Here is a 26,570-nt window from a genome sequence, read left to right as displayed (position 1 = left end):
CCCTGAACCCCTCAGACAAGGTTTGATCATGCTGCAAGGTTCGATATTACAAAAGTTAGACACAGCTCATCGCGGCGGTAAGCGACCGCTGAATTTTGGTGTTTATCACAAAAACACCCTGATTGCCCTGTGTCATGCCTTGGAAGACTTCATCTTAGAGTCAGAAGGAAAACCTCTGCTAATTGCAGCATTTCAGCAGGGGAAATGGTATATGCAAGAGGCAGAACGCTATGGCGATTTAGCCCAACAGTCGTCTCAAGTGGTGATTCTGGCGACAGCGGAGACTGGTTTTGGGGAACATCCCACCAGCCAACGTTCTAATGTGAGACTATTGAACTTGGATGCTTCTGATCCAGTGGCTCAAGAATGGCATTTGATTATTATGTCAGAGACATACACAGCAATGGTCTTATGTCAAGAGTTATCTGCCGAGGATTACGGCAGCAAAGGACAACCGACAGATGATCGGGAGCGCAAGTTTTATGGGTTCTGGACATTTGAGCCGGAATTGGTTCGGGAAACAGTCGATTTAGCGATCGCCCATATTGAGGGTTATGATCAACAGTTACAACAGCGCCTAACCGACCAAGCCCAAAAGATTACGGCTGCCTTCGGTAGCAAAAAACGCGATGATATTGGGCAGGTTGTGTCTCGCGTCGTCGATTATCTGGAAAGCTTTGAACAAGAATTACACCAAGCTGAGGATGAGCAAATTCAGAACTTGCCCCGTTCCGAGCAAGACTTAGATAATAATCTAGTGTCAAATAAGGTGCAGGCATTTTTGCGGATGGCACAGCTCATCGATCAAGCCGATGTAACTAATCCTATGGCAGCGGCGGAAGTGGCAACCCTGTGTGAAGCGATGGGTCAATTGCTCGATTTACCCGCGTGGCAAATCAAACGGTTGCGATTAGCGGGATTGCTGCATCGCCTCGCGCCGTTACAAGGGGTCAACGATGACCTAGAACCGACAAAATCCACGGTGCAGCAACAGGCGGTTTCTCAACAAGAGGCAATGCCAAAATCCTCGGTTTTGCGGGTCATGCCCCAATTACAGGCAATTGCTAATATTATTACCCACCAAACCGAACATTGGGATGGCTCCGGACAACCGGATGGTTTGGCGTATGATGCAATTCCCTTGGAGTCGAGGATTTTAGCACTAATTACCACATTTCAACAACAGGTGAAGGTTCATCAATCCCAAGAGGCTCCTTTGGCACAAGCACTTAACGACTGTAAGGAGTCAGCAGGTACAGTATTTGACCCCAAACTGCTTGAGGCTCTAGAACTACTGGTGATGGGAATGCAACAGGGGATGAGTTTACAGGCAAACCAACCTAAAATCGCCGCCGGGATGTGGTTGCTTGATTCCCATTCCGATCAGGAAGCACAATCTAATGTTTCGTCTTAATGTTTGAGTAATTCAGGAAAATTGATGGAAATCGCAGCAATTCGGGCAGGAAAAATCAAGCAACTCTCAGGGGCTAGTCTAGATGACGAAGATTTGTCTGGGAGTCAACTGGAACAGGTTAATTTGGCAGGGGCGAGTCTGGTGGGTACGAATTTGGTGAGAGCAAATCTCAACGGTGCCCGTCTGGATGGTGCTAAACTGCTGTGCGCTCAATTGATGTCGGCTGATGTGCGGGCAAATTGTTTGGGCGCTAATCTGATGCAAGCTGACTTGACGGGGGCGGATTTGCGCGGGAGCAATCTCCGAGGCGCGAATTTAATGGGTGCGAATTTGACCCAGGTATCTTTTGCTGGCGCATTTTTGAGTGGCGCGAATCTGATGGGGGTCAACCTCCAGGGCGTCGATTTCCGAGGCGCTGATCTGCGGGGGGCGAATCTCAACAGTGCTAATCTTAAGGGGGCGGATTTATCCCAAGCGGATTTACAAGGCGCTAGCTTGTGTGATGCCAATTTTGAGGAAGCGGATTTGCGGGGGGCGAATCTGGGGGGGGCGAATTTGACGGGAGCGAATTTGCTCTGTGCTGAACTTGATGAGGCTAATGTCAACGGTGCGACGTTAGAACGGAGTTGTGTGGTGGGAACGTCTTTGGCTGATCGCTCCTAGTGCAGCGCAGCAAAAATACTTGAGCAGCTTCGTAGATACGATGAAGCAGGGGGAGCTGGGGGAGCTGGGGGAGCTGGGGGAGCTGGGGGAGATGTTAACTGTTCAGTTATTTCTGCCTTCTTGCACTAGTACCAGAAAGGTCTAATGCTCCAAGGCTCCAAGGGGTAGAAGGAAAAAGTCCCTAAGTTCAAAAGGGGGTTCCTTCCGTCGATTTGGCATAACAAAAGATAAATGACTAAAGACAAATGATAAGAGTTTGACATAAACCCTTGGATTTCGCCTTCATTTCTGCTATAATTGCTAGCTTATTGCTATTGAGTTGGATTGAGTTGCATTACAAAAATCTTTGTCATTTGAACAGGATAGGTCTGAACAGGATAGGAGGGGATTTGGTAGGGGAGGAAAAATCAAGGATAAGTTCCCCCAACTCCCTTTAACCGCACAGCACTAGATTGGGAGGATATCTGTCCCCCATTCAGTTCGGTTATTTCCCCGATTCCACCCTATTCATTTCTCGGTGTTGTAGGTGATGATAGTAACTAGGAGAGAATGTCAACCTGTTAGACCCTATCGGTGTCAGGAGGAAAAGTAGCAGATGCGACACCCGGATCATTTTTGGGAAATGTTGAACCTTTACCTCTTTACCGTCGTCTAAAGGTGTAATACTATAGAGTTAAGGCAAACTCATACTGACTTCGCATTCGCCCTGTTCCTAGCCTAGAGAAAGCTGGGAAACGCCGCAGAATCAACGAAGAGACAATTAACTGAGTCAATCCCTTTAACTCCTGATCTACGGTGAGATCTCCTACCCAACTCAATACAGGTAGGAGTCTATACATCTTTTAGTAGATGTGAACAACCGCTTCGCGCACGTATCCTCAAGGTGAGAGATGGCTATAGCTTTTGCTTTTGAGGTCAAAATCCGCGACAGATTTATTGCTCGTTTACGGAGTCACTACTCACAGATGCCCACTGTTAACACCAAACCCAAAACGACCAAGCCCACATTTTCGGCAGATATGGTTCGCACGTATCTGCACGAAATCGGTCGCGTGCCACTACTGACCCATGAGCAAGAAATTGTCTATGGTAAGCAAGTGCAGCAGATGATGCCGCTCTTGGAGGCAAAAGATGCCTTAGCGGAAACCTTAGAGCGCGAACCGACGATGCAGGAGTGGGCAGATCACGTTGATTTAGAGGAATCAGCCCTTAAGAAAATTATAAACCAGGGAACGCGAGCCAAGCGCAAAATGATTGAAGCGAATCTGCGCCTAGTGGTAGCGATCGCCAAAAAGTATCAGAAGCGTAACATGGAATTCCTGGATTTGATTCAGGAAGGTACCCTGGGATTAGAGCGAGGCGTGGAGAAATTTGATCCCACGCGAGGGTATAAATTCTCCACTTATGCGTACTGGTGGATTCGTCAAGCCATTACTCGTGCGATCGCCCAACAAGCCCGTGCGATTCGGTTACCGATTCACATTACCGAAAAGCTGAATAAGATCAAGAAAGTGCAACGGGAACTGTCTCAGAGATTGGGGCGGAACGCGACACCCACTGAGATTGGTCAAGAGTTAGAGTTAGAACCGTCGCAAATTCGCGAATATTTGAGCATCGCCCGTCAACCCGTATCCTTGGATGTGCGGGTAGGGGATAACCAAGATACCGAATTATCTGATCTGTTGGAAGATAGTGGACCGACGCCGGTTCATTACACCACCCAGGAATCCCTGCGCCAAGATTTAGATAATCTCTTGGCAGAATTAACCCCCCAACAACGGGAAGTCTTAGCACTGCGCTTTGGCTTAGAAGATGGGAATGAACTCTCTCTGGCAAAAGTCGGACAGAGACTCAATCTCAGTCGCGAACGAGTACGCCAGTTAGAACATCAAGCCTTAGCCCAACTCAGACGACGCCATGCCACTGTGCGAGAATACATAGCCAGTTAAGGTTTGTAGTTGCGCTGTCTTCGCCATCAACGCTGGCATCCCCTACGCTAAGTTTAGGAAGGTATTCAAAGATACTGTTTCCTAATATCTAAGCTATGAAGCTATTGAGTGGTAGCCAAATACGCTACCACTTTTTTTTTGTAAAAAAATATTAATTTCTTAAGTAATCCCCAGACTAGCGATTGAAGCTGCTGAAAATACTATGTCCGTAGAAAAACCTTCTACTGGATAAGTTCACTTTCATTCCTTCGAGGGAATCACCACTTAAGCATCATCCCTTATTGTTTAACTAGAGAGAGATGAATACTGCAATCCAAATACAAACCCGCGCAATTTTGCCCATACAAGCTGTGACGGTTGAAAAACCGGATAAACGCAGGGCAAACCTGATACAGGTTCAAGGTTAGATAGAAAGTAAGAATGCTTGTTAACGTCTACTTTAGCGTAAATCTACTTTAACAAATTAGGGCGGCTACCAACTGTGTGCTAGGATTCCAAATTTTTTAAGGGTGTTTCGATATTATTTTAAAGGAGGTAACCACGGTGATTAGCCGATTCATTGAGTTTTTTCAGTCCCAACGTCAACCGTCTTTTTCTTGGCGTTTACCCCTAACCGGGTTACTACTTACGGTAGGACTAACAATGAATGTCTCTAGTAGACCCATCGCCGCCGCTCAACAACTCAAGCAAACCGTGGACTCTACAGGAGAAACAAATCCATCTACTGTATCCGCTTCAGCCAGGTCTATCCCAGATGGCACGTACCTCTACGGTCAATCGTCTCAACCGAATCAGATTGGTCAAGAATATATTGTATTTCAAGCCAATGAAGGAAAGCTAGTTGGGGCACTTTACTTACCTCACTCTGAATTTAGCTGTTTTCATGGCACTCTAGAATCTAAACAGATGAATCTCCGAGTTGTCAACCCCTACGATCAAACTGCTTTAGCTCATACTATTGAGAATCAGCAACAAACCTCAGTAGCGGCGAGGGGGAGCCAGCTAAATTTAGACCGCACTTACGAATCCTTAACCTATCCCTACACCGTTAAGCTTGATCAGTATCAACCTGTGGGTCAACTGAGTGAGAATGATCAGCGGATGTTGAATATCTGTCGGGAAAACTTGCTCTAACCCAGGACAAATGACAAATGACGAAAATCTTAACACGAATGGCACTGAAATAAGCATTAGGAAATCGCCGAAACCTTTAATATACCGTAGGGTGGGCATTGCCCACCAGCATACCAGTCAGTGGCATTCATTTTAACACCCTACCTCTAATCCCTCTGGCGGTTGGGAATATAAGGCTTGTTCCTCTGTGGCTGTGGGTGAGTTCGTAAACTGTTCGATTTGAGTCAACAAGGTTTGCGCTTCTAGATCACCATTGTCGGTTCGGTGTTTGAGGTAGAGCTTCAGTTCATTGACTAGGGCAGTAGGGATGTTCATGGGTAACTCTATCTAATGACAACGCTATATTCCATTTTGGATGATGAATGAGATTTAGGGATTGCTGTACCACGCCACTTTAATGCAGCAAGCCCGATTTAGAGGCAGGGCGGGTTTTGTACTCCAGTTGGGGGAAACCATGACGATTGATCCCTAAACCCGCCCCTACAACTTCATGATGGCGCAGAAAGTTCCAAGGGTGTTGGGGAATAGGTTTTTTCGACTTTGCCAACAGGAGCATTTAGGCGATCGCGCCCAAACTCTATACTACACCCTAGCCATCTTGTCAACAAAAATCAAATCTTAACTGGCTAAAATGAAAAGCCGTAATTATAGGTGTAGGGGCGGGTTTAGGGACTTTCGTCTGGCGATTGATAATCAGGTGAGTTCAAAACCCGCCCTTGGCGAATGTATGCAGGGGGGGTTTCAGGACGTTTGTCTGGCGATTGATAATCAGGTGAGTTCAAAACCCGCCCTTGGCGAATGTAAATACCTAGGCGCAATGGAAAACGGCGGTGATCGTCATTTGTCTTATTGGTTATTTGTAAGAGTTTGAGGAACCTGGTTTTGAGGTTAGTCAGGGCGGGTTTTGCGGCAAATGTTATTGATGAGATCCAAGATTGAGTGGCTCGCGCCCGCCCCTACAATTGACAGATGTGCCATCTTCACGTCTTTATCTGAACGTCACGCGATCGCGTCCCTGTCGTTTCGACTCAAACAGTGCTTCATCAGCCATCTGCACTAGATTTAAAGGATCACTCTCTGGATGGGGAATCATTGAAGCCACACCCAAACTCAGAGTAATAATTGATGAATAGCCACACATCCGATAGGGATCATGGGAAATATTTAAGGCTTTGACACGTTCTCGAATTTGCTCTGCTAATTGCACCGCTTGTTCCCTCTCCATTCTCGGCACGATTATGGCAAATTCCTCCCCGCCAAAACGGGCAACTAAAGCCTCTGGATGCTTGACGCACTCTCGAATCGCTTGGGCGATTTGCTCTAAACAAAAGTCTCCCGTCAGATGACCAAACGCATCGTTAAACAGCTTGAAAAAATCAATATCCGCTAAAATCAGCGCCAGGGGAACCTCTTCTTCCGCTAATCTCTGCCATTCTTGAGCGAGATGATCGTCAAAGTTGCGCCGATTTGCCAGCCTGGTTAAGTCATCAATTCTTGATAAATATTTTAACTGTTGATTCTCTTGCTCTAACTGTCCAACACGCGGATCAGGGGGTGATTCCAAGGAGAGTTGTTCCCTCAAATAACGCCGATATAACTCGCAGCGAATTGTTGCCTGATTTCCCCGGAGTGTAATCAGACCCATACTCTCTAATTTATACGCAGCGATCGCATCGAGACGCACACTCTCTGTTGCCATAACCACCTGTTGCAACGCCGCGACTAACTCCGGATTCTTTTCCACGGTGGCGAATTGACGCCGCAAATGATGACTATAGACTCCTGCCAGGGTTGGTGCTTCTTCTAATAACTGCGGTAAGCTGAGATTAGCGTAACGCAGGTTATAAAGTGCCAGTTGAATTAGATAAGGATGTCCTCCCACCATTGCCATTAAGTCGGCGACTTGAGACTCATCCATCCCATCGAGTTGATAACGATGGGCTAATTCCTGCACTTGCTCTAACGTCAATTCTGGTAAAACCAGGGGTAGCCCCACATTAAAAGGAGATTGATTAATATTTAATGATGTATAAATTTCCGTTGAATGCACCACGACAAAGCGCAGTTGCTGAAACCCCTGATCTAGTTGGGCTTCTTCATGCCAAGAACGCATTAACGGCATAAAATCTTTGGCGATTTTGTCATACTCTAACAGCCGATTCACTTCATTCAATGTCAGCAGAATCGGCGTATCAATTTCCGCTAGCACATATCCTTGTAAATAGAAGGTACAGCTAACTTTACTGCCAATATCCTCCTCCCAATAGTCATCCAAATTCGGGGGAAGCTGCAACTGGCGAGCGACATTCGCACAGAACCAGCGCAGGAATTTATCCAGATTGACAAAAACTGATTCCTCCGCTTGCTGGAAGTCAAGATTAACGGTGCGGAAGCCTTGCGCCTTAGCGTGAGCGATAATCCGTTGCAGCAGAGAGCTTTTCCCCATCTTCGAGGGCGCTTTGATGCGAATGATACTGCCCGGTATGCCAATTTCCGCATAAGCAAGTTCTTCTACAGGGGGGCGATTGATGTAAAATTCTGAGTTAAGGGGCAGGGGACTGCCAGGGAATTCTAACCGATCAGGGGTTCGGGTTTGGTTTAACATCGTAGAACTTGAGTGGCTTAGAGGCAAAGGTGCTGAGATAGCTTGGTTACGGTTAATAATATAGTGTTCAACGACTGTATTGATATTATTTTTAGTAACTTTTTCTCCAATAATCTGAGAAAGGCGTTGCCAAAGTTTAGCACCAACATCTCGAATATAACTCTCTTCATATCCAATGTTCGCCGAAATTTCCGTGTAAGTTAACCCTTGCCAAGTCAGGTGAAAGACTTGTTCTTGAATATTACTCAGTGGCGGATCACGAAGCATTGCACTCAGGATAGCTAGCGCGTCTGTACTATTCATTGAGTATCATTATACGTTGAATTCACTCAGGTACTCTACATTTATTCTAATAGACAGATTGACAAAAACCAACATTTTCCAACAAAAAGACTACTTGGGGTGAATTGGGAACATTCAGAGTGGAAATTCTAGGACACTATCCAACAGCCACGGCAAAAGGGGCTCAGTAGAGTGAAACCGTAACAGATTGTTTTATCTAATTGAACTAATAAAACAATTTTTTTGTTGTATTTAACACATCTTTTAACTTTGATATCCACAAGAGTAAACTTGTCATGGAAAACTTAAAAAAGCAGGATAATGTAAACGGAAATAATTCTCGCTTAAGAAACAGAGAAGGAAAAGATTGAGACGCACAGAATAACGATTTACAGATTCTATAAACCTGCTTATTTTGAACTCGACAAGCTCATTTAAGTAGGTGGACACAATTAAAGTTAACGGTTAAGATTAGGAACAGTAAGGAATAGGAAATAGTAAGGATTTGAGGGCAAATTGTAAAAATTAATACAGTACCGTTTTGTTGTGCTTGACTACTTAGTAAACAGGAGTATCCATGAATAGGAATTGGATTAGCTCTGGATTACAAAATAGTGGACAATCATTGTGGTAAACTTTGGGGTGAATCCCAACTTGGTCAAGATTCAAAATTCTACTTTACACTTGCTAGTTATCAGGATAAAAAAATGAGTACTCAAGGCACGTTAACCGATTTTCCTCTACCAGCGATTTTTCAGTGGCTCGAACAAGGGCGGAAAACAGGTGTACTCGCGATTCGCCCCTTCAGCGCTGTCCGCGTCGCATCTGAGATAACGTTGCAGTCAAACCTAGGCGTTAGAGGAGACACCGGAAAGGAAAAAGATAACAATAGGGAGTTAACCCTCAAAACACGCCATGGCACGTCTCAACAGACAGTCAGGACGAGTTGTGAACAACGGTTACCTCTGGTAACAAAACAACAGCAGATAAACCCTCCCTTATATATTCAACATTTTCCTAATTACTACATTTGGATCGCTCAAGGTCGAATTGTCGCCGCCGCTAATCGGTTCGATAGAAGGGGTTTGATATCCCTGATTCGGCGAGATCAATGGGTAAGCGATCGCGTGTTGAGCAAATTATTACAACGTTGCTCCCTAAATCATCAACCTTTAGGGTTATGGCTGAAAAGTCATGGCGTTTTGGATAGCGCCCAACTTGAACAAATCTTTGAGATTCAAATCATAGAGCAACTTGTTCCCCTATTTCAACTCAAGGATGCTGAGTTTAAATTTGAATTGAAAGCGGTTCTACCTGCACTGGAAATGACAGGTTTAAGTCTATCCGCAACCCAAGCCACAATGATGGTATCGGGGAGGTTTCAATGTGTCAGTAGGTGACACTGAGGGAGATGAGGAAGAATTATTGACAGTTGTAGGGGCGGGTTTTACTATTAACGTTTGCTTGTCACCCTAATATCACAAAACCCGCCCCGATTAGAGTGCAAAACATCTTCAACAAATGACCAATGACCAATGACCAATGACAAAATTTTAAGTGCGATCGCACACCCATTTCCACAGAGGATGACTCGGACCCTGATGACAAATCCGACGCACCTGATGTGCTAAACGTTGCTTTTCAGCAGGCGGAATTCCGAATAAAATGTTGCGACTTTGCCACACTAAAACCGCCGTTGTCATCCCCACACAGATAGCTAGACCCAAAATTGGTAAACGGTTAAATGCAATACTGTACCGTAGACCTGACCAGGTAAAATGTTCTTGCAACAACGACAACTCATACCGCCAACCCCAGAGACTCAGCGGCGCGACACTAATCCAAAGAATACCCACGAATAACCAACGACCATACACCGTAAGTTGATGAAGTCGCTGAATTTTTACCCGTATTGTTGGCTCAAGGTGATCTGGAGTAGTGTGAGAAGTCTGAGTATCTAACGGCTCCATTATAGTTAAAGACAATTCCAATTATGCTTTGTCCAAAAAGTCAGCTTCGATAACCTGGGTGGCTTGGGTTTGACCTGTACGTTCTCTCCACAATGCTAATAGGGTACTGGCAATAAAAATACTCGAATATGCACCTGCTATAAACCCCACGATTAGGGCTAGGGCAAAATATTTTAAGGTTTCTCCACCAAATAGGAAAATAGACACCAACGTCAGTATGGTGGTTAACGTGGTATTAATGGATCGGCTAAGGGTTTGATTAATCGCATCATCAACAATCTGATCAATATGTTGGTCGGGATGCTTGGCAATCACTTCCCGGATGCGATCATAAATAACCACTGTGTCGTTAACAGAAAACCCAATAATCGTCAATAGGGCGACAACAAAAAGGCTATCGACCTCTACACCTTGGACTAAACCCAAAATAGAGAAAATGCCCAACGTGACCAGGATATCGTGAAGTAAAGCGATAAACGCCAAAAACGCATAGTCAAACTGAAACCGGAACGAGAGGTAGACCAAAATCCCAGCAAAGGAGACGAGTAAAGCCAGTAAACCGGATGTAAATAACTGCCGTCCGATGATCGGACCTACCGTATCAATTTGAGTCGCGGCTGGATCGAATTCTCCAACCCTTTCACTGAGGGCTTTTTGTAACCGACTGCGTTGTTCAACATCCAAGGTTTTGGTGCGAATCGTCAACCCTTGTTGTTCAGCACCGATGCGCTGAATCGTGCTATTACCCAGATCCTGTTCATTGAGAATCTCACGCACCTCTGCTAGGTCTATCGGTTCGTCGCAGTTACCGGGTACAGTACAATCGAGTTCAACTTGTAGGCGTGTACCACCGACAAAATCAAGACCAGGACGCAAAGGCGCTCCTAGTTGTGCCGTGGAAATCGCCATGGAAGCGATACCCGCCAAGATGATTACGGCGGAAACTATCCACCAGAGCGATCGCTGTTTGATTACACTAAATTTGGTCATTTGTCATTTGTCATTCGTCATTCGTCTTATGTCATTCGTCAGGGAACAGGGAACAGGGAACAGGGAACAGGTAAGGTAGAGTTTTGAGTTAACTTCCTCATCTTCCCCATCACCCGATCACCCGATCACCCCATCTCCCCCTCACCCTATCTCCCCCTCACCCCATCACCCGATCACCCGATCACCCGATCACCCCCTCACTGAGACGGTGACAGATTCGGACAAAACAGTTGCGGCTTCTGGCGTACCCCAGGAAATCCTAAAACCAACAACAGCATGAATGTGCGAGTACAGGTAACCGCCGTAAACAGACTGATCACCACTCCAATCCCTAGGGTAACGGCAAAGCCCTTAACTAAACCGGACCCTAGCCAAAATAGAGCCGCACAAGCAATCAACGTGGTGAGGTTCGAGTCCAAAATGCTGGAGAATGCTCGATAAAAGCCTGATTCCACAGAGCGATACAGAGTTTTCCCCTCGCGTAACTCTTCTCGCGTCCGTTCAAAAATTAGCACATTCGCATCCACCGCCATGCCAATACTGAGAATAAACCCAGCAATTCCAGGAAGGGTTAATGTGACACCAATTAGGGCAAAAGCGGCTAGGGTGAGTAGGGCGTAGATACTCAGCGCCACATCCGCAATTAAACCGGGGAGACGATAATAGATGCCCATGAACACCAAGACTAAAATTAAACCGCCCATCGCGGCATAAATGCTGTCTTGAATACTATCTCGTCCCAAGGTAGCACCGACGGTGCGATTTTCTACGATTTCCACAGGTAACGGTAACGAACCCCCTTTGAGTTGAGCGGCTAAGTCACTCGCCCGTTGCACATCAAAATTCCCGGTAATCACCGCACTACCACCACTAATCCCTGTTTCCGCGTATTCTGGACCCACGGTGGGGGCGCTGATCAAGGAGTCATCCAAGAAAATCCCAATACTGCGTCCAGTACCTGCCAAATCTTTCGTCAGTTCCGCAAATCCCTGTCCCCCTTCAGCATCAAAACGGATCGCAACTTGCCAACCATTACCCGTTTGATTCGGTTGCGCGAAGGCATCTTGGAGGTTTTTCCCGGTTACATTTGTCTTCTCAAACAATTCTGCGATCGCGGCGTCTGAGCGTTCCAAAGCCGCTTGATTTTCGGCGATCGCCTCTGGATCACCATTCTCTTCACTTTCCAGGAGGGCGGCTTGTTCAAATAGCAATTCCTGACGCAACTGTTGCTCAATCTGAAGCTGGGGTTCTGTTCCTGGTATTTGCTTGCGGAAATCCAGTTGTGCGGTTCCCCCTAGCACCCGTTCCGCCTGTTGCGGATCATTCACACCGGGGAGTTGTACCAATATTTGATCTGAGCCAATGGTTTGCACTTGCGATTCAGAAACACCGAGAGCATTCACGCGACGGTCAACCACAGTTTTAACAGCCTCCAACTGATCCGGCGCAATTTCGGTAATCTCCTCTGTGGTTTTCACCTGAATTGTCAGTTGGGCACCACCCCGCAAATCAAGTCCCTGCTGGAGAGGAATTTTCACCAGCACCACAATTGCCAGAATGATCAGGACTAGAATCAGGGCTACTAACGAACGCTGTCTTTGCATAACTTATGACTCGCCGCAACAAATGCTATCTTAATCTGTTTATATTCATATCTTGCACCATTTTCAGTAAGCCCCCCCATCCGCCAAGAACTCAACGTCTTGACAAGCGAGCTACTGTCCACGCTGAGTAGAGCGAAATCCCTATCCAGTCAGCTTTAGCTGACTTGAGCTTTTAGCCTTGGGTTTAAACCCAAGGCGGTTTAAGGTGAGTGGTGCAAGATCTGAGTTAGATCTGAAGTGCCAGCATCTTTTTTACTCCCTCAGCAATCTGTTGGGGTTGAACAATGGTCAAGGTTTCCAGAGTACCATTATAAGGAGTAGGGATATCTTGGGAGGATAGCCGCAAGACAGGAGCATCTAGTTCATCGAAAAACCGATCATTGATTGATGCCGTCACCTCCGCCCCAATACCGCCAGTTTTCATACATTCTTCCACCAGAATCACCCGATGGGTTTTGCGAATCGAGGCGCCAATGGTTTCAAAATCCAAGGGCTTCAGAGAAATCAAGTCAATTACCTCTGGATCAAACCCTTCTTTCTCTAGAGACTTCACCGCCTGGGTGACATGGTGACGCATCCGCGAGTAGGTGAGAATGGTGACATCTTCGCCCTCTCGGACAACCTCGGCTTTATCCAACGGCAGGATATACTCTTTATCTGGCAAATCTTCCTTTAAGTTATAGAGCAGAACATGCTCAAAGAACAAAACCGGATTATCATCCCGAATCGCCGCTTTGAGCAATCCCTTGCCATTGTAAGGAGTTGAGCAGGCGACAATCTTTAAACCCGGAACCGCTTGAAAATAGGCTTCTAGGCGTTGAGAATGTTCCGCCCCAAGCTGACGTCCTACGCCACCGGGTCCGCGAATCACCATGGGAATTTTGAAATTACCGCCAGACGTGTAACGCAGCATCCCAGCATTATTGGCAATTTGGTTAAATGCCAAGAGAAGAAAGCCCATATTCATGCCTTCAATAATTGGTCGCAACCCTGTCATCGCTGCGCCCACGGCTAAACCAGTGAAACTATTTTCGGCAATAGGAGTATCCAGAACTCGCAGTTCACCATATTTTTTATACAGATCCTTGGTCACTTTGTAGGAGCCACCGTAGTGACCCACATCTTCACCAAGCACGAATACCGTGTCATCACGAGCCATTTCTTCATCAATAGCCGCACGCAACGCATTAAAGAAAAGTGTTTCTGCCATCAATACCTCACCAGACGTGGCAAATGTCATCCTAGCATTGCATAAGCCGCAGGGGAAGCAGAGGGGCTGGGGAGTGGAGGTGCAGGGGAGCGAACCAAGGACAAATGACGAATTAGGTTTTATTAATTAATAAATTAAAATTCCATCAATTAGAATTTCCTATTAATAAGCCAGCGCCATGAATTTTGTGTATGCTAAAACAGCAAGGTAATCAATCATCAGGATGCCGATACTTCTACGTACTTGCAATAAATCTTACTGTTGCCTGTTCCCTTGTCTTTCATTGTGTCCGACGTTGTGTCCGACGATTTAAAAATGAGCAGAAAACTACAGATGTCTGTATACTGAATGGCGGTATGAGTCTCGGCAGTGCATTCTACGGTAGGATTATTCAATATCATGACTTTTTTCGGATTAGTTTGGACAACATCTTGGGTGGGCTGTTTGCTGGCATCCAGCCAAGGTCTATTAAGAGTACCCGATTATATTGCCAATGCTTTGCCTGCTAAAGTTTTATCCGTTGTTAACAGCCCACTCGAACAACCAACTTCTCGTTTTTTTTCCGCTCCAGTTTATTCAGACGTCTGGTCTAACCCGTCTCCAGTAACGACATTTGCTAAGTCAGGATTCACTGCGGATTTAGGCAGTTTATCCTTTCCCTTCGCCCAAACTGCTACTGTCGGAACTCATCCATTTCGGGACACAGCTGAATCGGTTACCTGTCCCGCCAAGTCAGATTCTCCCCATGATCGGGGTAAATCCCAATCCACCTATCATGCTTCATCAACTTCAGGACATCTCTCCGACATAAGTTTACCCCAGAAAATCTGGAAACTGATCGAGAATTTGTTTTCGTGGGGTCAATCGGCTGAATCAAACGATAAAACCTGGACTGAAGAGGTTGTCCTGATCCGTCCACTCGCTCAAACCGGGACTCGCGGCAGAAAAAAGAGTCAAGCAAGAGGAGTAAAACGAGGCTTTTTGCAATATACCCAAAGGAAGAAAAAATCAGCAGATGTACCGGAAAAGCAGCAATTCCAGGTTGTGGTGAAAGGACGAGCGATCGCCCAATTGCCGACTCAAAAGCAGGCTGAACAGATGGCGAAAAATCTCACGCTGTTGTTCTGTAACGCATCTGATGTATCTGAGATGAATGCATCGGTACGAGCTATGTTGTCTGATGGAATACCTGTAGTGAAAGCAGGCGATCGCTTATTATTTAAAGTGGATGATAGCTTAACCAAAGACTTAGATCAGCATCGAGAACTTCTGGCAATTGAATGGGCAAATAATTTGCGCCTAGCCTTAGGACAATCACCCTTAAGTGTGGCAGATGCCCAACAGCAGATGTATAACTTAGTGGAAACCCCGACGACGATTGAAGGCATAGCCTCGTGGTATGGACCCTATTTTCATGGTCGATACACGGCGACTGGGGAACTTTACGATCAGCATGATCTGACGGCGGCTCATCCGACGTTACCCTTTGATACCTATTTAAAAGTCAAAAATGTAGACAATGGTCAGAGTGTGATTGTTCGCATTAATGATCGCGGTCCTTATATTCCCGGAAGAACCCTAGATTTATCCCGACAAGCCGCTCGTTCGCTTCAGAGTGAAAAGGTCGGAGTTATTCCCTTTGAAGCGACACTGATGAAACCACGCGAAAAGATTGGGTATTGGGAATTAAAGAAACAAGGAAGATGAAAAAGTTAACCTAAAATCTACCTTACCTGTTCCCTGTTCCCTGTTCCCTGTTCCCTGTTCCCTAATCTCAACCGTTAACTTTAATTGTGTCCACCTACTTACTACTTAACTTGGCGCAAGTGACAATTCAGGACGCCTGGTCGTTATTTGAGTAATCGGAATCGCGATAACAAACTCTGATCCGATACCCGGTTGAGATCGACAGGTTAACTGACCCCCATGATGTTCTACAATAATTTGATAGCTAATCGATAAACCCAATCCTGTTCCTTTGCCCCCAGATTTTGTCGTATAAAATGGCTCAAAAAGTTTTTGGCAGACATCTTGATTCATCCCCGGACCATTATCGGCAATCCGAATCACCGCATGAGGTACGTTTTGGCAATAACTCGCGCCAGGTTTCTTAATACTAATCTCCTGAACCTCAGTGCTGATTTTGATGTGATGAGGAGTATCTCCACCTGAGGTTTCCAATACATCTACAGCATTGGTCAGCAAATTCATAAACACTTGATTAATCTGTCCTGCATAACAATCAACTGGAGGCAATGTACCATAGTCCTTAATCACAGTAATTTCCGGATGTTCAACGCTGGGTTTCAGCCGATGTTGTAAAATGAGCAGAGTACTTTCCAGTCCTTCATGCAGATCGGCTGGCTTCATTTCATTTTGATCAGCTTTGAGAAATTTCTGTAGGGATAAAACCACCTGCCGAATCCGGTTAGTTCCCACCTTCATTGAAGCCAATAGCTTGGGCATATCTGCCATCAAGAAATCTAGATCAATGTCTGTAATTTGTTGCTGAATATCGGCAACAGGTTGAGGATAGTGAATGCCATAGAGTTCGACTAAATGCATTAAGTCTTGCAGATAACAGATGGCATAATCGATATTGCCGTAAATAAAACTGACCGGATTATTGATTTCATGGGCAACCCCGGCCACTACTTGCCCCAAACTTGACATTTTTTCGGTATGAATCAGTTTGGTTTGAGTTTGTTGCAACTTCTGTAATAAATCTGTGACATAGTGGGTTTCGGCTGCCAAGGCGGCTTCAGTTTGTTGGTGCAGAGCAATCTCTTGTTTCAGCCGTTGATTAATTTGCAACAGTTCAGCCGTGCGTTCTGCAACTCGTTTTTCTAACTCATCATTGGTTTGTTTTAAGGTTTCCTGAGCAAATTTGCGTTCGGTAATGTCTCGTGTTACCCTAGCGAAACCCCGTAATTGTCCGTCTTCTCCGCGTAGGGCAGTAATCACCACATTGGCGAAGAAGGTGGAGCCATCTTTACGCACTCGCCACCCTTCCTCTTCCACACGACCTTGCTGTGCGGCTATTTTTAAGGACTTGTCCGGTTGTCCTTGGGCGATATCTTCAGGGGTATAAAAACAATGGACATGTTGACCGAGAATTTCTGCGGCGCGATATTGTTTAATTCTCTCGGCACCCGGATTCCAGCTTACAATCTTACCCTGTGGATCGAGCATAATAATGGCGTAGTCGTTGACGCCATCGACCAATAAACGAAACCGTTCTTCGCTTTCCCGGTGTGCGGCTTCAGCTTCCCGGCGTTGGGTGTTATCGCGAGCAACCGCATAAATTTGGTTCTGCGTGTGACATAAGGTGATGTTCCATAACAGCCACTTATAGGAGCCATCTTTGCAGCGGTAGCGATTTTCAAAGGAGACGATTTCCTCACAGTCCCTCAGCTTTTGCAGTTGCTTCAAGGTCATCTGCTGATCCTCTGGATGCACCCATTCAATCCAGGGGCGGGCTTTAAATTCTTGGCTACTATATCCCAAGATTCGCTCACACCTTGGGTTAACTTGCTGCCAATAGCCATCAGGACTGGCAATGAAAAACAAATCGAGGGTCAGGGTTAAAAATTTGTCTTGATTGCTACAAAACGCATGGTGCTTTTGTGTTGTATCTCCCTGAGATTTAGGGATAGGGGGTTCTGCTGTTTGGATGATCATCGATTACTTACCGGATTGATGAGACTCAATTATGTGAGTGAGAGAAACTCAAAATGATACTACAGGTCTCTCAAATACCTAAACCGACTTGGCAGAGTCGCTATGTGATCTGGAAAAGCCGAATAACAGCTAGACGTCTGAAGTCTATCTATTTTTTTCAAACGCTGTCGTGGTCAGGCAAGCAGATACACCCTTGAGTAATGATAAAGCTTTTGGACTTTTATCGCTAGCTTTATTCTCTCAATTCAAAAGACAAAAGACAAATCAAAACTTAGACAATCAGCCAGGGAAGCCATAGAGCTAAACTCAGTAAGCTGAGAAATAAAATGGGTAACGTCAGAATTAGGCTCAGGCGAATAGAGTACAACCAATGTAGGCGTAACCCTTGACGCGCTAAAACCTGGAACCAAATTAACGTGGATAAACTACCCAGAGGCGTAATTTTGGCACCTAGAGTACATCCAATCACATTCGCATACTCCATCACTTCGCGAATCGCTGGATCAGTGGTTGTGTCGGAAATAGCTACGGCATTTAGCAACACCGTGGGTAAATTTTGAAATAAGTTTGACAGCCCAGTAGCCAGAAAACCTGTGCCGATGGCTGTCAAGGTTAATCCCCAACTGGAGAGGGCTTCTAGCTGATGGGTGATGACATGACTCATGCCAATTTGACCTAAACCTAGGACGACACCATACATCAGGAGGCTAAATCCAATCAATCGCCAGGGAATTTCCTGCCAAACGTTGCCCACAGAAATAATTGGCGTGGTATTGGGGTAAAACCAGCGTCCTGCCAATCCTAGCAGAATCAACGCTGCGATCGCCGCAACGATCCAAGTCGGCAGAGTATGGTCTTGGGCAATCCAGTATGCCAGAGGTAGACTGGCTAAAATAACCATACCCCATCGGCAAACCAACGGATCACGAATGGCTTGGTGGGGTAGCGGCAGGTGAGTGAGTTTGTAGGTGCATCGAATGTCCCGATGGAAGTAGAACCAGAAGCTCGCTAAACTGGTTGCGATCGCGACGAATGTCACCGGGGTCATCACCAGAATATAGCGAAACCCTGAAATGTCGCTATAGTTTACCGCAAGCAGGTTGACCGGATTGCTCACAGGGAACAATAAGCTAGCTGCTTCAGTGATAAAACTAACCGTAAAGACAACAGCGAACACGGTTTTCGCCCTGAGGCGTAGTAAACACAGGATCTCCATCACTGGAGAAATCCAGATTAATGCCATACCCACATTAGTCAAAACAATCGTTCCCAATGCCCCCAAAAGGCTGCATAAAAGGAAAAGTAGACGTCCTTGACTGATCCCCAAAACCGCTAGCTGTAGCGCTAACCTGCGCCATAATCCGGCGTGATCTAGAATCCGGCACAGAATGAGCAGGGCAATTAACGTGAGGATCGTGTTTCCCACCGTTGCACTAACCGTAAGCACCTCTGTCAAGGACACACTGTTAACCGGGGTAAACATCGTCCCTGTCAATGTATCCAATCCAATGCCCAATCCTTGCAGATGCCAGACAATCAAGAGGAGCGTGAACAGAAAAATCAATAGTGCCACAAAAAGAAGCCTGTTTCATTGCAGATGACCCTTTAGCACCAATATTCTATGATTTGTAGCCCTAATCCTGCCTTAATGTATATCCGTGACGCCACTGAGGCAGATTTGCCCGCGATCGTGGATATATACAATTCGGCTGTTCCCAGTCGCATTGCCACCGCCGATCTAGAACCGATTTCAGTTGAAAGTCGTATCAGTTGGTATCAAGAACATACACCAACCCGATATCCTCTTTGGGTCATGGACTGCCATGAACGATCTAATTCTACAAGTCAAATTGCTGGATGGCTCAGTTTTCAGGCTTTTTTAGTCCGCCCAGCCTACCATGCTACGGCTGAACTTAGCGTCTATGTGTCTCCCGATTTTCGGCGTCGAGGGATAGGACAACAATTGCTGCAACGCGCCATTAACCAGAGTCCCAAATTAGGACTCAATACCTTAGTTGCCTTAATCTTTGCTCACAACCAACCCAGCCTGCACTTGTTTGAAAAACATGGCTTTCAACGCTGGGGTTATTTACCTCAAATAGCGGATATGGGACACATTGAGCGTGATTTAGTAATTATGGGACGTCGAGTTGGTTGATTCGTCATTTGTCATTTGTTAGGGAACAGGGAACAGGGAATAGGGAACAGGGAACAGGGAATAGGGTAATGGGCTATAGAAATTTTGTTTCCCAGCTTCCCCAGCTTCCCCATCTCCCTCATCTCCCTCATCTCCCTCATCTCCCTCATCTCCCTCATCACCCCTGTTCCTTGTTCCCTTGCATAACCTTCTCAACTAAATCAGGATGGCGAATTCTGACCCAATCCGGAAATGCTAGATACGGGTCATCAGTAAGCTGGCGTTGTAAAAGCTCAATAATATCATCGACTTCATTGACTAAATCAAAGACAAAAATATTAAATTTCATCGTCTGATTAACATTAAAGTCTAACGCCAAAAAATGTTCAATATCAATATCTTTCCCTAATCCCAAAACAAAAAACTTGATATCTTTATGATCGTCAATTTTGGTACAAGCTGAAGCAATACATCGAACAAAGACCTCTTCATCATCAAACTGACCATCGGTATAAATAATAAAAAATGCTCCTTTGCCATTGGGTTTCCCTTCGGTTAACCAAGTATTAACACAATGATTTAAAGTCGGCGCAACAAAGGTTTTAGTTTTGGGTTGGTTTTTGACAAACAGCTTCCAAACCTGGGAGGCATCGTTAATCACAATGGGTTGGGGTTTGACTCGTTCCCGGCTGAAGAAGTAAACCGAAACGCGATTGTCAGCCAATTCCTCCTGCTTCATAGTAATGGTTTCATCCGCTTTAGTCCCTAATTCAGAACTGACTGACAGAATGGCGGCGATATGTCCTTCCACAACTTCTGCTAGATATTCATACCGAGTTTGATTTCCGGTATCTTCATCCTTTCTCACCATAGAACCACTCTGATCAATCAGGATAAAGATATCACGGTTGCTCAATAGAGAATCGGACACATCTTTAACCGTTAATCTCACTTCACTCGTCACCCGAATTTCTGTATCGTCGTGTCTGACTATCTTGCGATTATCATCATCTACAACTTCAGATGACCTTTGGTGACTCACACTCAAGGTTTGCCGGGTTACAAGTTCAGGTTGATATTTAGCGAACAGCGCAATTAACTCTCCTCGTTTAGAACGCCGTTCATCAGGAAACTCATTTCTCAGCCCAAAAGCTGAACAGATATTCTCAACGTGTTTTCTCACCGTTGATGTTTCAATATGTAACGATTGAGCGATATCCTGATCCGAAACGCCAGCCAATAGCAATTTCAGCACTTGCCTGCGTCGTGGTGTCAATCCCTCAAAGGCTTCGGTAAACTGCCAACGGTTCATGCTCGCTCATGCAAATTAGATGGGTTTGTTTTTATTTTGATGAATTCTGGCTCAGTTTCCCAGTGTCTGAGTCTGCCAGGAAGAAAAAATCTGAGTGTATCCTGTTGGTTGGTAAAAGTAGGCTAATTTTGATTCTTCGGAGGTTAAATTAGGTAATTATAGCACAAAAAGCGCTCTTATGAGGCATAATCACCGCAATTTTTGTAATTCTTTGAGAAAATACTAAATTTTTCACCAAAATTCCCTTTTATCTGTAGGGGCGCACCGACGTGCGCCCTTTCTTGTATAGCACCTACGGGGATACGTTAGGACATTTCTCTATTGCCTATTGCCTATTGCCTATTGCCTATTGCCTATTGCCTATTGCCTATTGCCTATTGCCTATTGCCTATTGCCTATTGCCTATTGCCTATTGCCTGTTGCCTTTTCACCCAATTTTATAGTCCTAACCTCAATGCATAGTGCTATATGCGGTGTCTGTATTTCAGACTCATCAGCAAACGTTGGCGGCACAAGTTTCCTGAGAATGATGTAAACTTTTGTTAAGACACTATCGGAGTAACGTAATATGACCACCCAACTCGGCTTTGGCAAAGTCCAACCCAAACAGCACAAAGCCAAGAAAAACAAAGTCAAACGGGCAGCCGCTTCCCGCAAGTATGATCAAATGCAAAAGTCGGGATTACCGGAGTTCAATATTTATGTCCGGATTAAGGGAGAGCAAAACTGGTTACCGGCTGGCTCAATGGCAGTGAATCGCAGCAGTCAAATCAACCAGGCGTTATTTCAGCAAGAAGAGGAGTTACTCAAAGGAATATTTCGGCTATTCCCCAAACTGCGGAAGCGCCAAAGCGAGTTGGAATATGGTCATCGACTCAAAGAGTTTAAAGATGAACCCATCGTTGTGGCAACTCGTCCCCAAGCAACACCAGGGAATTTGATTCAATCCACTGTCAGCCAAGTTAAAGAACGTTTCTCATCGGTATTCCAGCGTAAGTAGGGTTTGCTGAATAAGTCTTGTGTTGAGGGGGAGCAGAGGAAGCTTGTAGTGAGGGCTTTAGCCCTCTCCAGCTATGCGTTAGAACACTAAAGTGCTGACTACAAACAAAGCCCTATTTTAGCTGGGTCACGCCACTACTGAGGCATAAACTCAATCTTTGCCTCCTACCATTCAAATTAATCTTCACGATGATAAGGATCACTGACGTCAAAAAATATTCTTGCTAATTATTTAATTTTCGCGCCTCACCGCTTCCCCAGGGAAGCTTCAGGCGTTAGTTTGATACAAGGCAAGCGGCAATAGCTGCTTGCCTTGGATCACCATTACATGCTGTTTCAGTCTGATTTTGTAACCCGATACGACTCATGATTGCCAATCCAACTGTGACTGAGAATCCATTACGCCGTGGCAAGGGACTCCCTCCTTTTGACCAAATTGAACCTAAACATATTGTGCCTGCGATGACGCAGCTATTAGCTGAACTCGAGCAGGAATTAACCGCCCTAGAAGAAAAGGTAATACCAACCTGGGACGGTTTAGTGGAACCCCTAGAAGCATTGACAGAACGCCTCAGGTGGAGTTGGAGCATCGTGGGTCATTTGATGGGGGTGAAAAATAGCCCGGAACTGCGTGAGGCTTACGAAACGGTTCAACCCAAAGTCGTTCAATTCATCAACAGGCTTAACCAAAGTCAACCCTTATACAAAGCCTTTAAAGCCTTGCAGGATGGGGATGAATGGCGTAGCTTAGAGCCAGCCCAAAAACGCATCGTAGAAGCTGCCATTCGAGATGCTGAACTGTCGGGTGTCGGACTTGAAGGAGAAGTGCGGGAACGCTTCAATCAAATTCAGATGGAGTTGGCGGAACTATCCACGAAGTTCTCCAACCATGTCCTAGATGCAACCAAGGCATTTAGCATGACCCTAACCCGTCCAGACGAGGTCGAGGGTTTACCCCCTAGCTTAAAGAGTTTAGCTGCTCAAGCCGCCCGTGCTGCTGGGGAAGAAAAGGCGACTCCGGAAGAGGGTCCCTGGCGGATCACGCTGGACTATCCCAGTTACATCCCGTTCATGCAGCACAGTACCCGTCGGGACTTGCGCGAGAAACTCTATAAAGCCTTTGTCAGCCGCGCCTCTTCTGGGGAGTTGGATAACAGTCCCCTGATTGAGCGGATTTTAGAACGGCGTCAAGAAAAATCAAAGCTGTTAGGGTTTAGCAGTTATGCTGAATTAAGCCTTGCCAGCAAAATGGCACCGAATGTTGAGGCGGTGGAGGGATTACTGGAAGAACTGCGTGGTGCTAGTTACGATGCGGCGGTTAAGGATTTAGAGGCGTTGAAAGAATTTGCGGCGGCTAAAGGTGTCCCCGAAGCCAATGAGTTGAAACACTGGGATATCAGCTTTTGGTCAGAACGTCAACGGGAAGAAAAGTTTGCTTTCAGTGCTGAAGAATTGCGTCCTTATTTTCCGTTACCTCAAGTGCTGGATGGTTTGTTTGGCTTAATCAAGCGACTGTTTGGGGTAACAGTTACGCCTGCGGATGGACAAGCCCCCGTCTGGCATGAAGATGTCCGCTATTTCCAAGTTACCGATGAAACAGGAAGTGCGATCGCGTTTTTCTATTTAGACCCGTACAGTCGTCCCGCTGAGAAGCGTGGAGGCGCTTGGATGGACGATTGTGTGGGGCGTGCCAAACTCACGGAAGCAGGGACAACAACAACGCGCTTACCTGTTGCCTATTTAGTGTGCAACCAAACGCCACCGATTGATGGTAAACCCAGTTTAATGACCTTTGGTGAAGTCGAAACCCTATTCCACGAGTTTGGTCACGGGTTGCAACACATGCTCACCAAAGTGGATTATGCTAGTGCAGCCGGAATTAATAATGTGGAATGGGATGCCGTAGAACTACCCAGCCAGTTTATGGAAAACTGGTGTTACGATCGCCCCACGCTGATGGGAATGGCGAAGCACTACGAAACCGGGGAATCCCTACCCGAACATTATTATCAGAAACTCTTGGCAGCCCGGACTTACATGAGTGGTAGTGCCATGTTACGGCAATTGCACTTTAGTTTAGTGGATATCGAACTACACCACCGTTATCAGCCCGGTGGGGAAGAAAGTCCCAGTGATGTCCGTCACCGGATTGCCAAAACCACCACCGTGTTACAACCCTTACCGGAAGATTCCTTCCTCTGTGCCTTTTCCCATATCTTTGCGGGCGGCTATGCGGCTGGGTATTACAGTTATAAATGGGCAGAAGTCTTGAGTGCGGATGCCTTCGCCGCCTTTGAGGAAGTCGGTTTAGAGAATGAAACGGCTGTGGCGGATACAGGAAAGCGGTATCGGGATACGGTACTGGCATTAGGCGGTGGTATACCACCGATGGAGGTATTCAAGCAATTCCGAGGACGGGAACCGAGTACGGAACCGTTACTGCGTCATAGTGGATTAGTGGCGGCGTCTTGACGAAATTGGGTCTGGTGCGATCGCGAAACCACCCTGTAGGGGCGACCCGCTTGCATTAATCAAAAACTCTATTCCATTTAATTGGATCGGGTCGCCCTTTACTCCACTGTTTATTTATATCCGAAGGGCGCACGTCGGTGCGCCCCTACATATAATCCATAATTTGTTTGTACCCTGTAGAAGAACCGCTATAATTCCATAGTGTAATGTTTGAATGAGACTCAATAGTTAATGAAGTGAGACATCAGTTATGCTGGTTGAGTTCAGTGTAGAAAATTATCGTTCATTTAAAGAACGGCAAACCTTCAGTATGGTGGCATCTGAAGATGAAGCGATGCTCAGTAGTAATAGCTTCCCTATGCCGAAGACGAAGGATCTACACTTACTCACCAGTGCTGTCATCTATGGGGCGAATGCCTCTGGTAAGAGTAATTTACTGCGAGCCATGCAGACATTACGGAATATTGTGGTTAGTTCAGCCTCTCGAATGCAAAAGGGTGATAAGTTTGATATTCAACCCTTTTTACTTGATGCTGAATGTCAAAAGCGACCTACGGACTTGGAAGTTATTTTTATAGATAATCAAATTCGTTATGAATATGGACTGACTTTAGACGAAAACCGAGTTTATGAAGAATGGCTACTTGCCTATCCCAAAAAACGTGCCCAGACTTGGTTCTCTCGTACTTATAAGCCAGACAATCCAGACTTCCAGGCAGATGATGGTTATGAATGGTCGTTTGGCGCGGGATTAAAAGGAGAAAAAGAACGAATTAAAAATTTTGTGCGTTCCAATTCCTTATTCCTCTCTCATGCTGCACAAAATAACCACCCTCAATTAACAAATTTATTTGATTGGTTTGAAGAAAACTTAAATATGATCAGCCCACTAATTAGCCCGTATTTTTCGGGATTATACACTGCTGATAGATGTGAACAAGACAAAGAGTTTTGCAAAAAAGTCGTTAACATTCTGATTCAAGCCGATCTTGATATATCAGATATAAAAATAGAGATGCGCCCTTTTCCTTCAGCATCTGAGGGCAAAAAAGCAATAAAGAACACCCCATTTTCTTATTGGGAACAATTCAAAGACATGGAAGTTCCCGATGTTAAAATTATCCATAGAACCATGGATTCTGAACAAATAACACTTAACTTGGAGGACGAATCTGAAGGCACTAAACGTTTATTTGAACTCGCTCAACCATTACTAGATGTTCTTCAGAAGGGAAAATGTTCTTTAGTCATAGATGAACTGGATAGAAGCCTACATCCAATTTTGGCAACAGCATTAGCTAGAATGTTTAATAATCCAGAAATCAATAAAAACCAGGCTCAATTAATATTCACAACTCATGATACGAGTCTTCTCGATGGAGAAATTTTCCGTCCCGATCAGATATGGTTTACAGAAAAAGACAAAAGTATGACCAAGCTATACTCATTGGTAGAATTCCAGCCTTGTGAGGATGAATCCCTACAAAAAGGTTATTTAAAAGGTCGATATGGAGCTATTCCATTTATCGGTGGACTCAATATTTAAGGTATGCCAAAGAAGCGAGGAAAATCTGATCGAGAACTAAAGCGAAAGAAATCGTCTAGGCAACCAAAGAAATTCATTCTTATTGTTGTTGAAGGTCAAGAAACAGAATACAATTATTTTTCTGATTTAAAAGAGGATTTAAAATTACCGACAACTACTATAAAGGTAGCTTCAGGTTCTGGTGGCTCTTGCGTCGATATCGTGAAAAATGCTATTAAGCTCTGTGAAGCAAACCAGAGAGATAATCAAAAGAAGGGCAAGCCAAAATATGATGAAGTATTTTGCCTATTTGATGGGGATAGACCAGAATATCAAGAAGCTAAAAATGACGCTCATGGCTATTCACGCTACACAATTAAGCCAATTCTGTCTATTCCCTGTTTTGAGTTTTGGTTTTTACTCCATTTCCGCTATACGAGTAGTCCCTTTGAAAATTGCAAACAAGTGATCGAGCAGTTAAATAGGGCTTGCTGCACAAGTCGGAAACCCTTATATTTCAAGGCTTTGAGGCAGTTGTTCTGCGGCTGTTGTGCAAGAAAATAAGACAGGATTTGTAAAAAACCTAGCACCTAGCGTGAGAAAGATACTCCCAGGACAACGAT

Annotated in this window: 22 protein-coding genes; 12 read left to right on the top strand and 10 right to left on the bottom strand. The window is 45.4% G+C overall.

Annotated elements, in window-relative coordinates; genetic code table 11:
- Nucleotides 1-28 precede the first annotated feature (28 nt).
- Together RIE73_RS00310 and RIE73_RS00305 are read left to right on the top strand one after the other, a co-directional pair.
- A complete protein-coding gene (locus tag RIE73_RS00310) occupies nt 29-1,414 on the top strand; it encodes a DICT sensory domain-containing protein (protein WP_446399271.1) in 1,386 nt (461 codons plus the stop codon).
- A gap of 24 nt (nt 1,415-1,438) precedes the next feature.
- The gene (locus RIE73_RS00305) at nt 1,439-2,077 is read left to right on the top strand and encodes a pentapeptide repeat-containing protein (protein WP_446399270.1); all 639 of its coding nucleotides are present in this window, start codon (nt 1,439-1,441) and stop codon (nt 2,075-2,077) included.
- A 665-nt stretch (nt 2,078-2,742) separates the two neighbouring features.
- Here RIE73_RS00305 and RIE73_RS00300 read toward each other — a convergent pair.
- Nucleotides 2,743-2,916 carry a hypothetical protein gene (locus tag RIE73_RS00300; RefSeq protein ID WP_446399269.1) on the bottom strand — a complete coding sequence of 58 codons (174 nt, stop codon included), beginning with the start codon at nt 2,914-2,916 and terminating at the stop codon, nt 2,743-2,745.
- Between the two features lie 126 nt (nt 2,917-3,042).
- Between RIE73_RS00300 and RIE73_RS00295 the strand changes: the two genes are divergently transcribed.
- Nucleotides 3,043-4,026, top strand: a complete 984-nt coding sequence (locus RIE73_RS00295; protein WP_446399268.1) for an RNA polymerase sigma factor, RpoD/SigA family — start codon at nt 3,043-3,045, stop codon at nt 4,024-4,026.
- Between the two features lie 543 nt (nt 4,027-4,569).
- Nucleotides 4,570-5,160 carry a hypothetical protein gene (locus RIE73_RS00290; RefSeq protein ID WP_446399267.1) on the top strand — a complete coding sequence of 197 codons (591 nt, stop codon included), beginning with the start codon at nt 4,570-4,572 and terminating at the stop codon, nt 5,158-5,160.
- A 132-nt stretch (nt 5,161-5,292) separates the two neighbouring features.
- Here the strand turns inward: RIE73_RS00290 and RIE73_RS00285 are convergent, their stop codons facing one another.
- Nucleotides 5,293-5,475, bottom strand: a complete 183-nt coding sequence (locus RIE73_RS00285; RefSeq protein ID WP_446399266.1) for a hypothetical protein — start codon at nt 5,473-5,475, stop codon at nt 5,293-5,295.
- 673 nt (nt 5,476-6,148) lie between these two features.
- Nucleotides 6,149-8,068, bottom strand: coding sequence for an AAA-like domain-containing protein (locus RIE73_RS00280; protein WP_446399265.1), 1,920 nt, complete (start codon nt 8,066-8,068; stop codon nt 6,149-6,151).
- Nucleotides 8,069-8,754: 686 nt separating this feature from the next.
- On the opposite strand from RIE73_RS00280, the gene RIE73_RS00275 reads away from it, so the two are divergent.
- Entirely contained in the window at nt 8,755-9,447 is a 693-nt protein-coding gene (locus RIE73_RS00275) for a DUF4388 domain-containing protein (RefSeq protein ID WP_446399264.1), read from the top strand.
- A 153-nt stretch (nt 9,448-9,600) separates the two neighbouring features.
- Here the strand turns inward: RIE73_RS00275 and RIE73_RS00270 are convergent, their stop codons facing one another.
- The 4 genes from RIE73_RS00270 to RIE73_RS00255 all read right to left on the bottom strand — a co-directional run bounded on the left by RIE73_RS00270 (nt 9,601) and on the right by RIE73_RS00255 (nt 13,821).
- On the bottom strand, nt 9,601-10,017 hold the full coding sequence (locus tag RIE73_RS00270; RefSeq protein WP_446399263.1) for a hypothetical protein: 417 nt from the start codon (nt 10,015-10,017) through the stop codon (nt 9,601-9,603).
- Nucleotides 10,018-10,038: 21 nt separating this feature from the next.
- The gene (secF, locus tag RIE73_RS00265; RefSeq protein ID WP_446399262.1) at nt 10,039-11,007 is read right to left on the bottom strand and encodes a protein translocase subunit SecF; all 969 of its coding nucleotides are present in this window, start codon (nt 11,005-11,007) and stop codon (nt 10,039-10,041) included.
- Nucleotides 11,008-11,204: 197 nt separating this feature from the next.
- A complete protein-coding gene (gene secD, locus RIE73_RS00260) occupies nt 11,205-12,611 on the bottom strand; it encodes a protein translocase subunit SecD (RefSeq protein WP_446399261.1) in 1,407 nt (468 codons plus the stop codon).
- A gap of 226 nt (nt 12,612-12,837) precedes the next feature.
- Nucleotides 12,838-13,821, bottom strand: a complete 984-nt coding sequence (locus tag RIE73_RS00255) for a pyruvate dehydrogenase complex E1 component subunit beta (protein ID WP_446399311.1) — start codon at nt 13,819-13,821, stop codon at nt 12,838-12,840.
- Between the two features lie 399 nt (nt 13,822-14,220).
- On the opposite strand from RIE73_RS00255, the gene RIE73_RS00250 reads away from it, so the two are divergent.
- The gene (locus tag RIE73_RS00250; RefSeq protein WP_446399260.1) at nt 14,221-15,528 is read left to right on the top strand and encodes a septal ring lytic transglycosylase RlpA family protein; all 1,308 of its coding nucleotides are present in this window, start codon (nt 14,221-14,223) and stop codon (nt 15,526-15,528) included.
- A 105-nt stretch (nt 15,529-15,633) separates the two neighbouring features.
- On the opposite strand, the gene RIE73_RS00245 is transcribed toward RIE73_RS00250, so the two are convergent.
- Nucleotides 15,634-17,502 (bottom strand): PAS domain-containing sensor histidine kinase, encoded by a 1,869-nt coding sequence (locus RIE73_RS00245; protein ID WP_446399259.1) that lies wholly within the window; start codon nt 17,500-17,502, stop codon nt 15,634-15,636.
- A gap of 271 nt (nt 17,503-17,773) precedes the next feature.
- Nucleotides 17,774-19,075, bottom strand: coding sequence for an ArsB/NhaD family transporter (locus RIE73_RS00240; RefSeq protein WP_446399258.1), 1,302 nt, complete (start codon nt 19,073-19,075; stop codon nt 17,774-17,776).
- A gap of 75 nt (nt 19,076-19,150) precedes the next feature.
- Here RIE73_RS00240 and RIE73_RS00235 point away from each other — a divergent pair, with 75 nt between their 5' ends.
- Nucleotides 19,151-19,660: an N-acetyltransferase family protein gene (locus RIE73_RS00235; protein ID WP_446399310.1), complete on the top strand. Its 510-nt coding sequence runs from the start codon at nt 19,151-19,153 to the stop codon at nt 19,658-19,660.
- A 157-nt stretch (nt 19,661-19,817) separates the two neighbouring features.
- Here the strand turns inward: RIE73_RS00235 and RIE73_RS00230 are convergent, their stop codons facing one another.
- Nucleotides 19,818-20,951, bottom strand: a complete 1,134-nt coding sequence (locus RIE73_RS00230) for a LuxR C-terminal-related transcriptional regulator (protein ID WP_446399257.1) — start codon at nt 20,949-20,951, stop codon at nt 19,818-19,820.
- A gap of 281 nt (nt 20,952-21,232) precedes the next feature.
- On the opposite strand from RIE73_RS00230, the gene RIE73_RS00225 reads away from it, so the two are divergent.
- The 5 genes from RIE73_RS00225 to RIE73_RS00205 all read left to right on the top strand — a co-directional run bounded on the left by RIE73_RS00225 (nt 21,233) and on the right by RIE73_RS00205 (nt 26,511).
- Nucleotides 21,233-21,394 carry a hypothetical protein gene (locus RIE73_RS00225; protein WP_446399256.1) on the top strand — a complete coding sequence of 54 codons (162 nt, stop codon included), beginning with the start codon at nt 21,233-21,235 and terminating at the stop codon, nt 21,392-21,394.
- A 125-nt stretch (nt 21,395-21,519) separates the two neighbouring features.
- Entirely contained in the window at nt 21,520-21,951 is a 432-nt protein-coding gene (locus tag RIE73_RS00220; protein ID WP_446399255.1) for an HHL1-like protein, read from the top strand.
- A 365-nt stretch (nt 21,952-22,316) separates the two neighbouring features.
- Nucleotides 22,317-24,422 carry a M3 family metallopeptidase gene (locus RIE73_RS00215; RefSeq protein ID WP_446399254.1) on the top strand — a complete coding sequence of 702 codons (2,106 nt, stop codon included), beginning with the start codon at nt 22,317-22,319 and terminating at the stop codon, nt 24,420-24,422.
- A gap of 250 nt (nt 24,423-24,672) precedes the next feature.
- The gene (locus tag RIE73_RS00210) at nt 24,673-25,968 is read left to right on the top strand and encodes an AAA family ATPase (protein WP_446399253.1); all 1,296 of its coding nucleotides are present in this window, start codon (nt 24,673-24,675) and stop codon (nt 25,966-25,968) included.
- A gap of 3 nt (nt 25,969-25,971) precedes the next feature.
- Entirely contained in the window at nt 25,972-26,511 is a 540-nt protein-coding gene (locus tag RIE73_RS00205; protein WP_446399252.1) for an RloB family protein, read from the top strand.
- Nucleotides 26,512-26,570 lie beyond the last annotated feature (59 nt).

Source organism: Coleofasciculus sp. C1-SOL-03, assembly GCF_040220555.1.
Taxonomy (GTDB): domain Bacteria; phylum Cyanobacteriota; class Cyanobacteriia; order Cyanobacteriales; family Coleofasciculaceae; genus Coleofasciculus.
The sequence above is the reverse complement of the archived record's forward strand: the minus strand, read 5'-3'. Positions and strand labels throughout refer to the sequence as shown.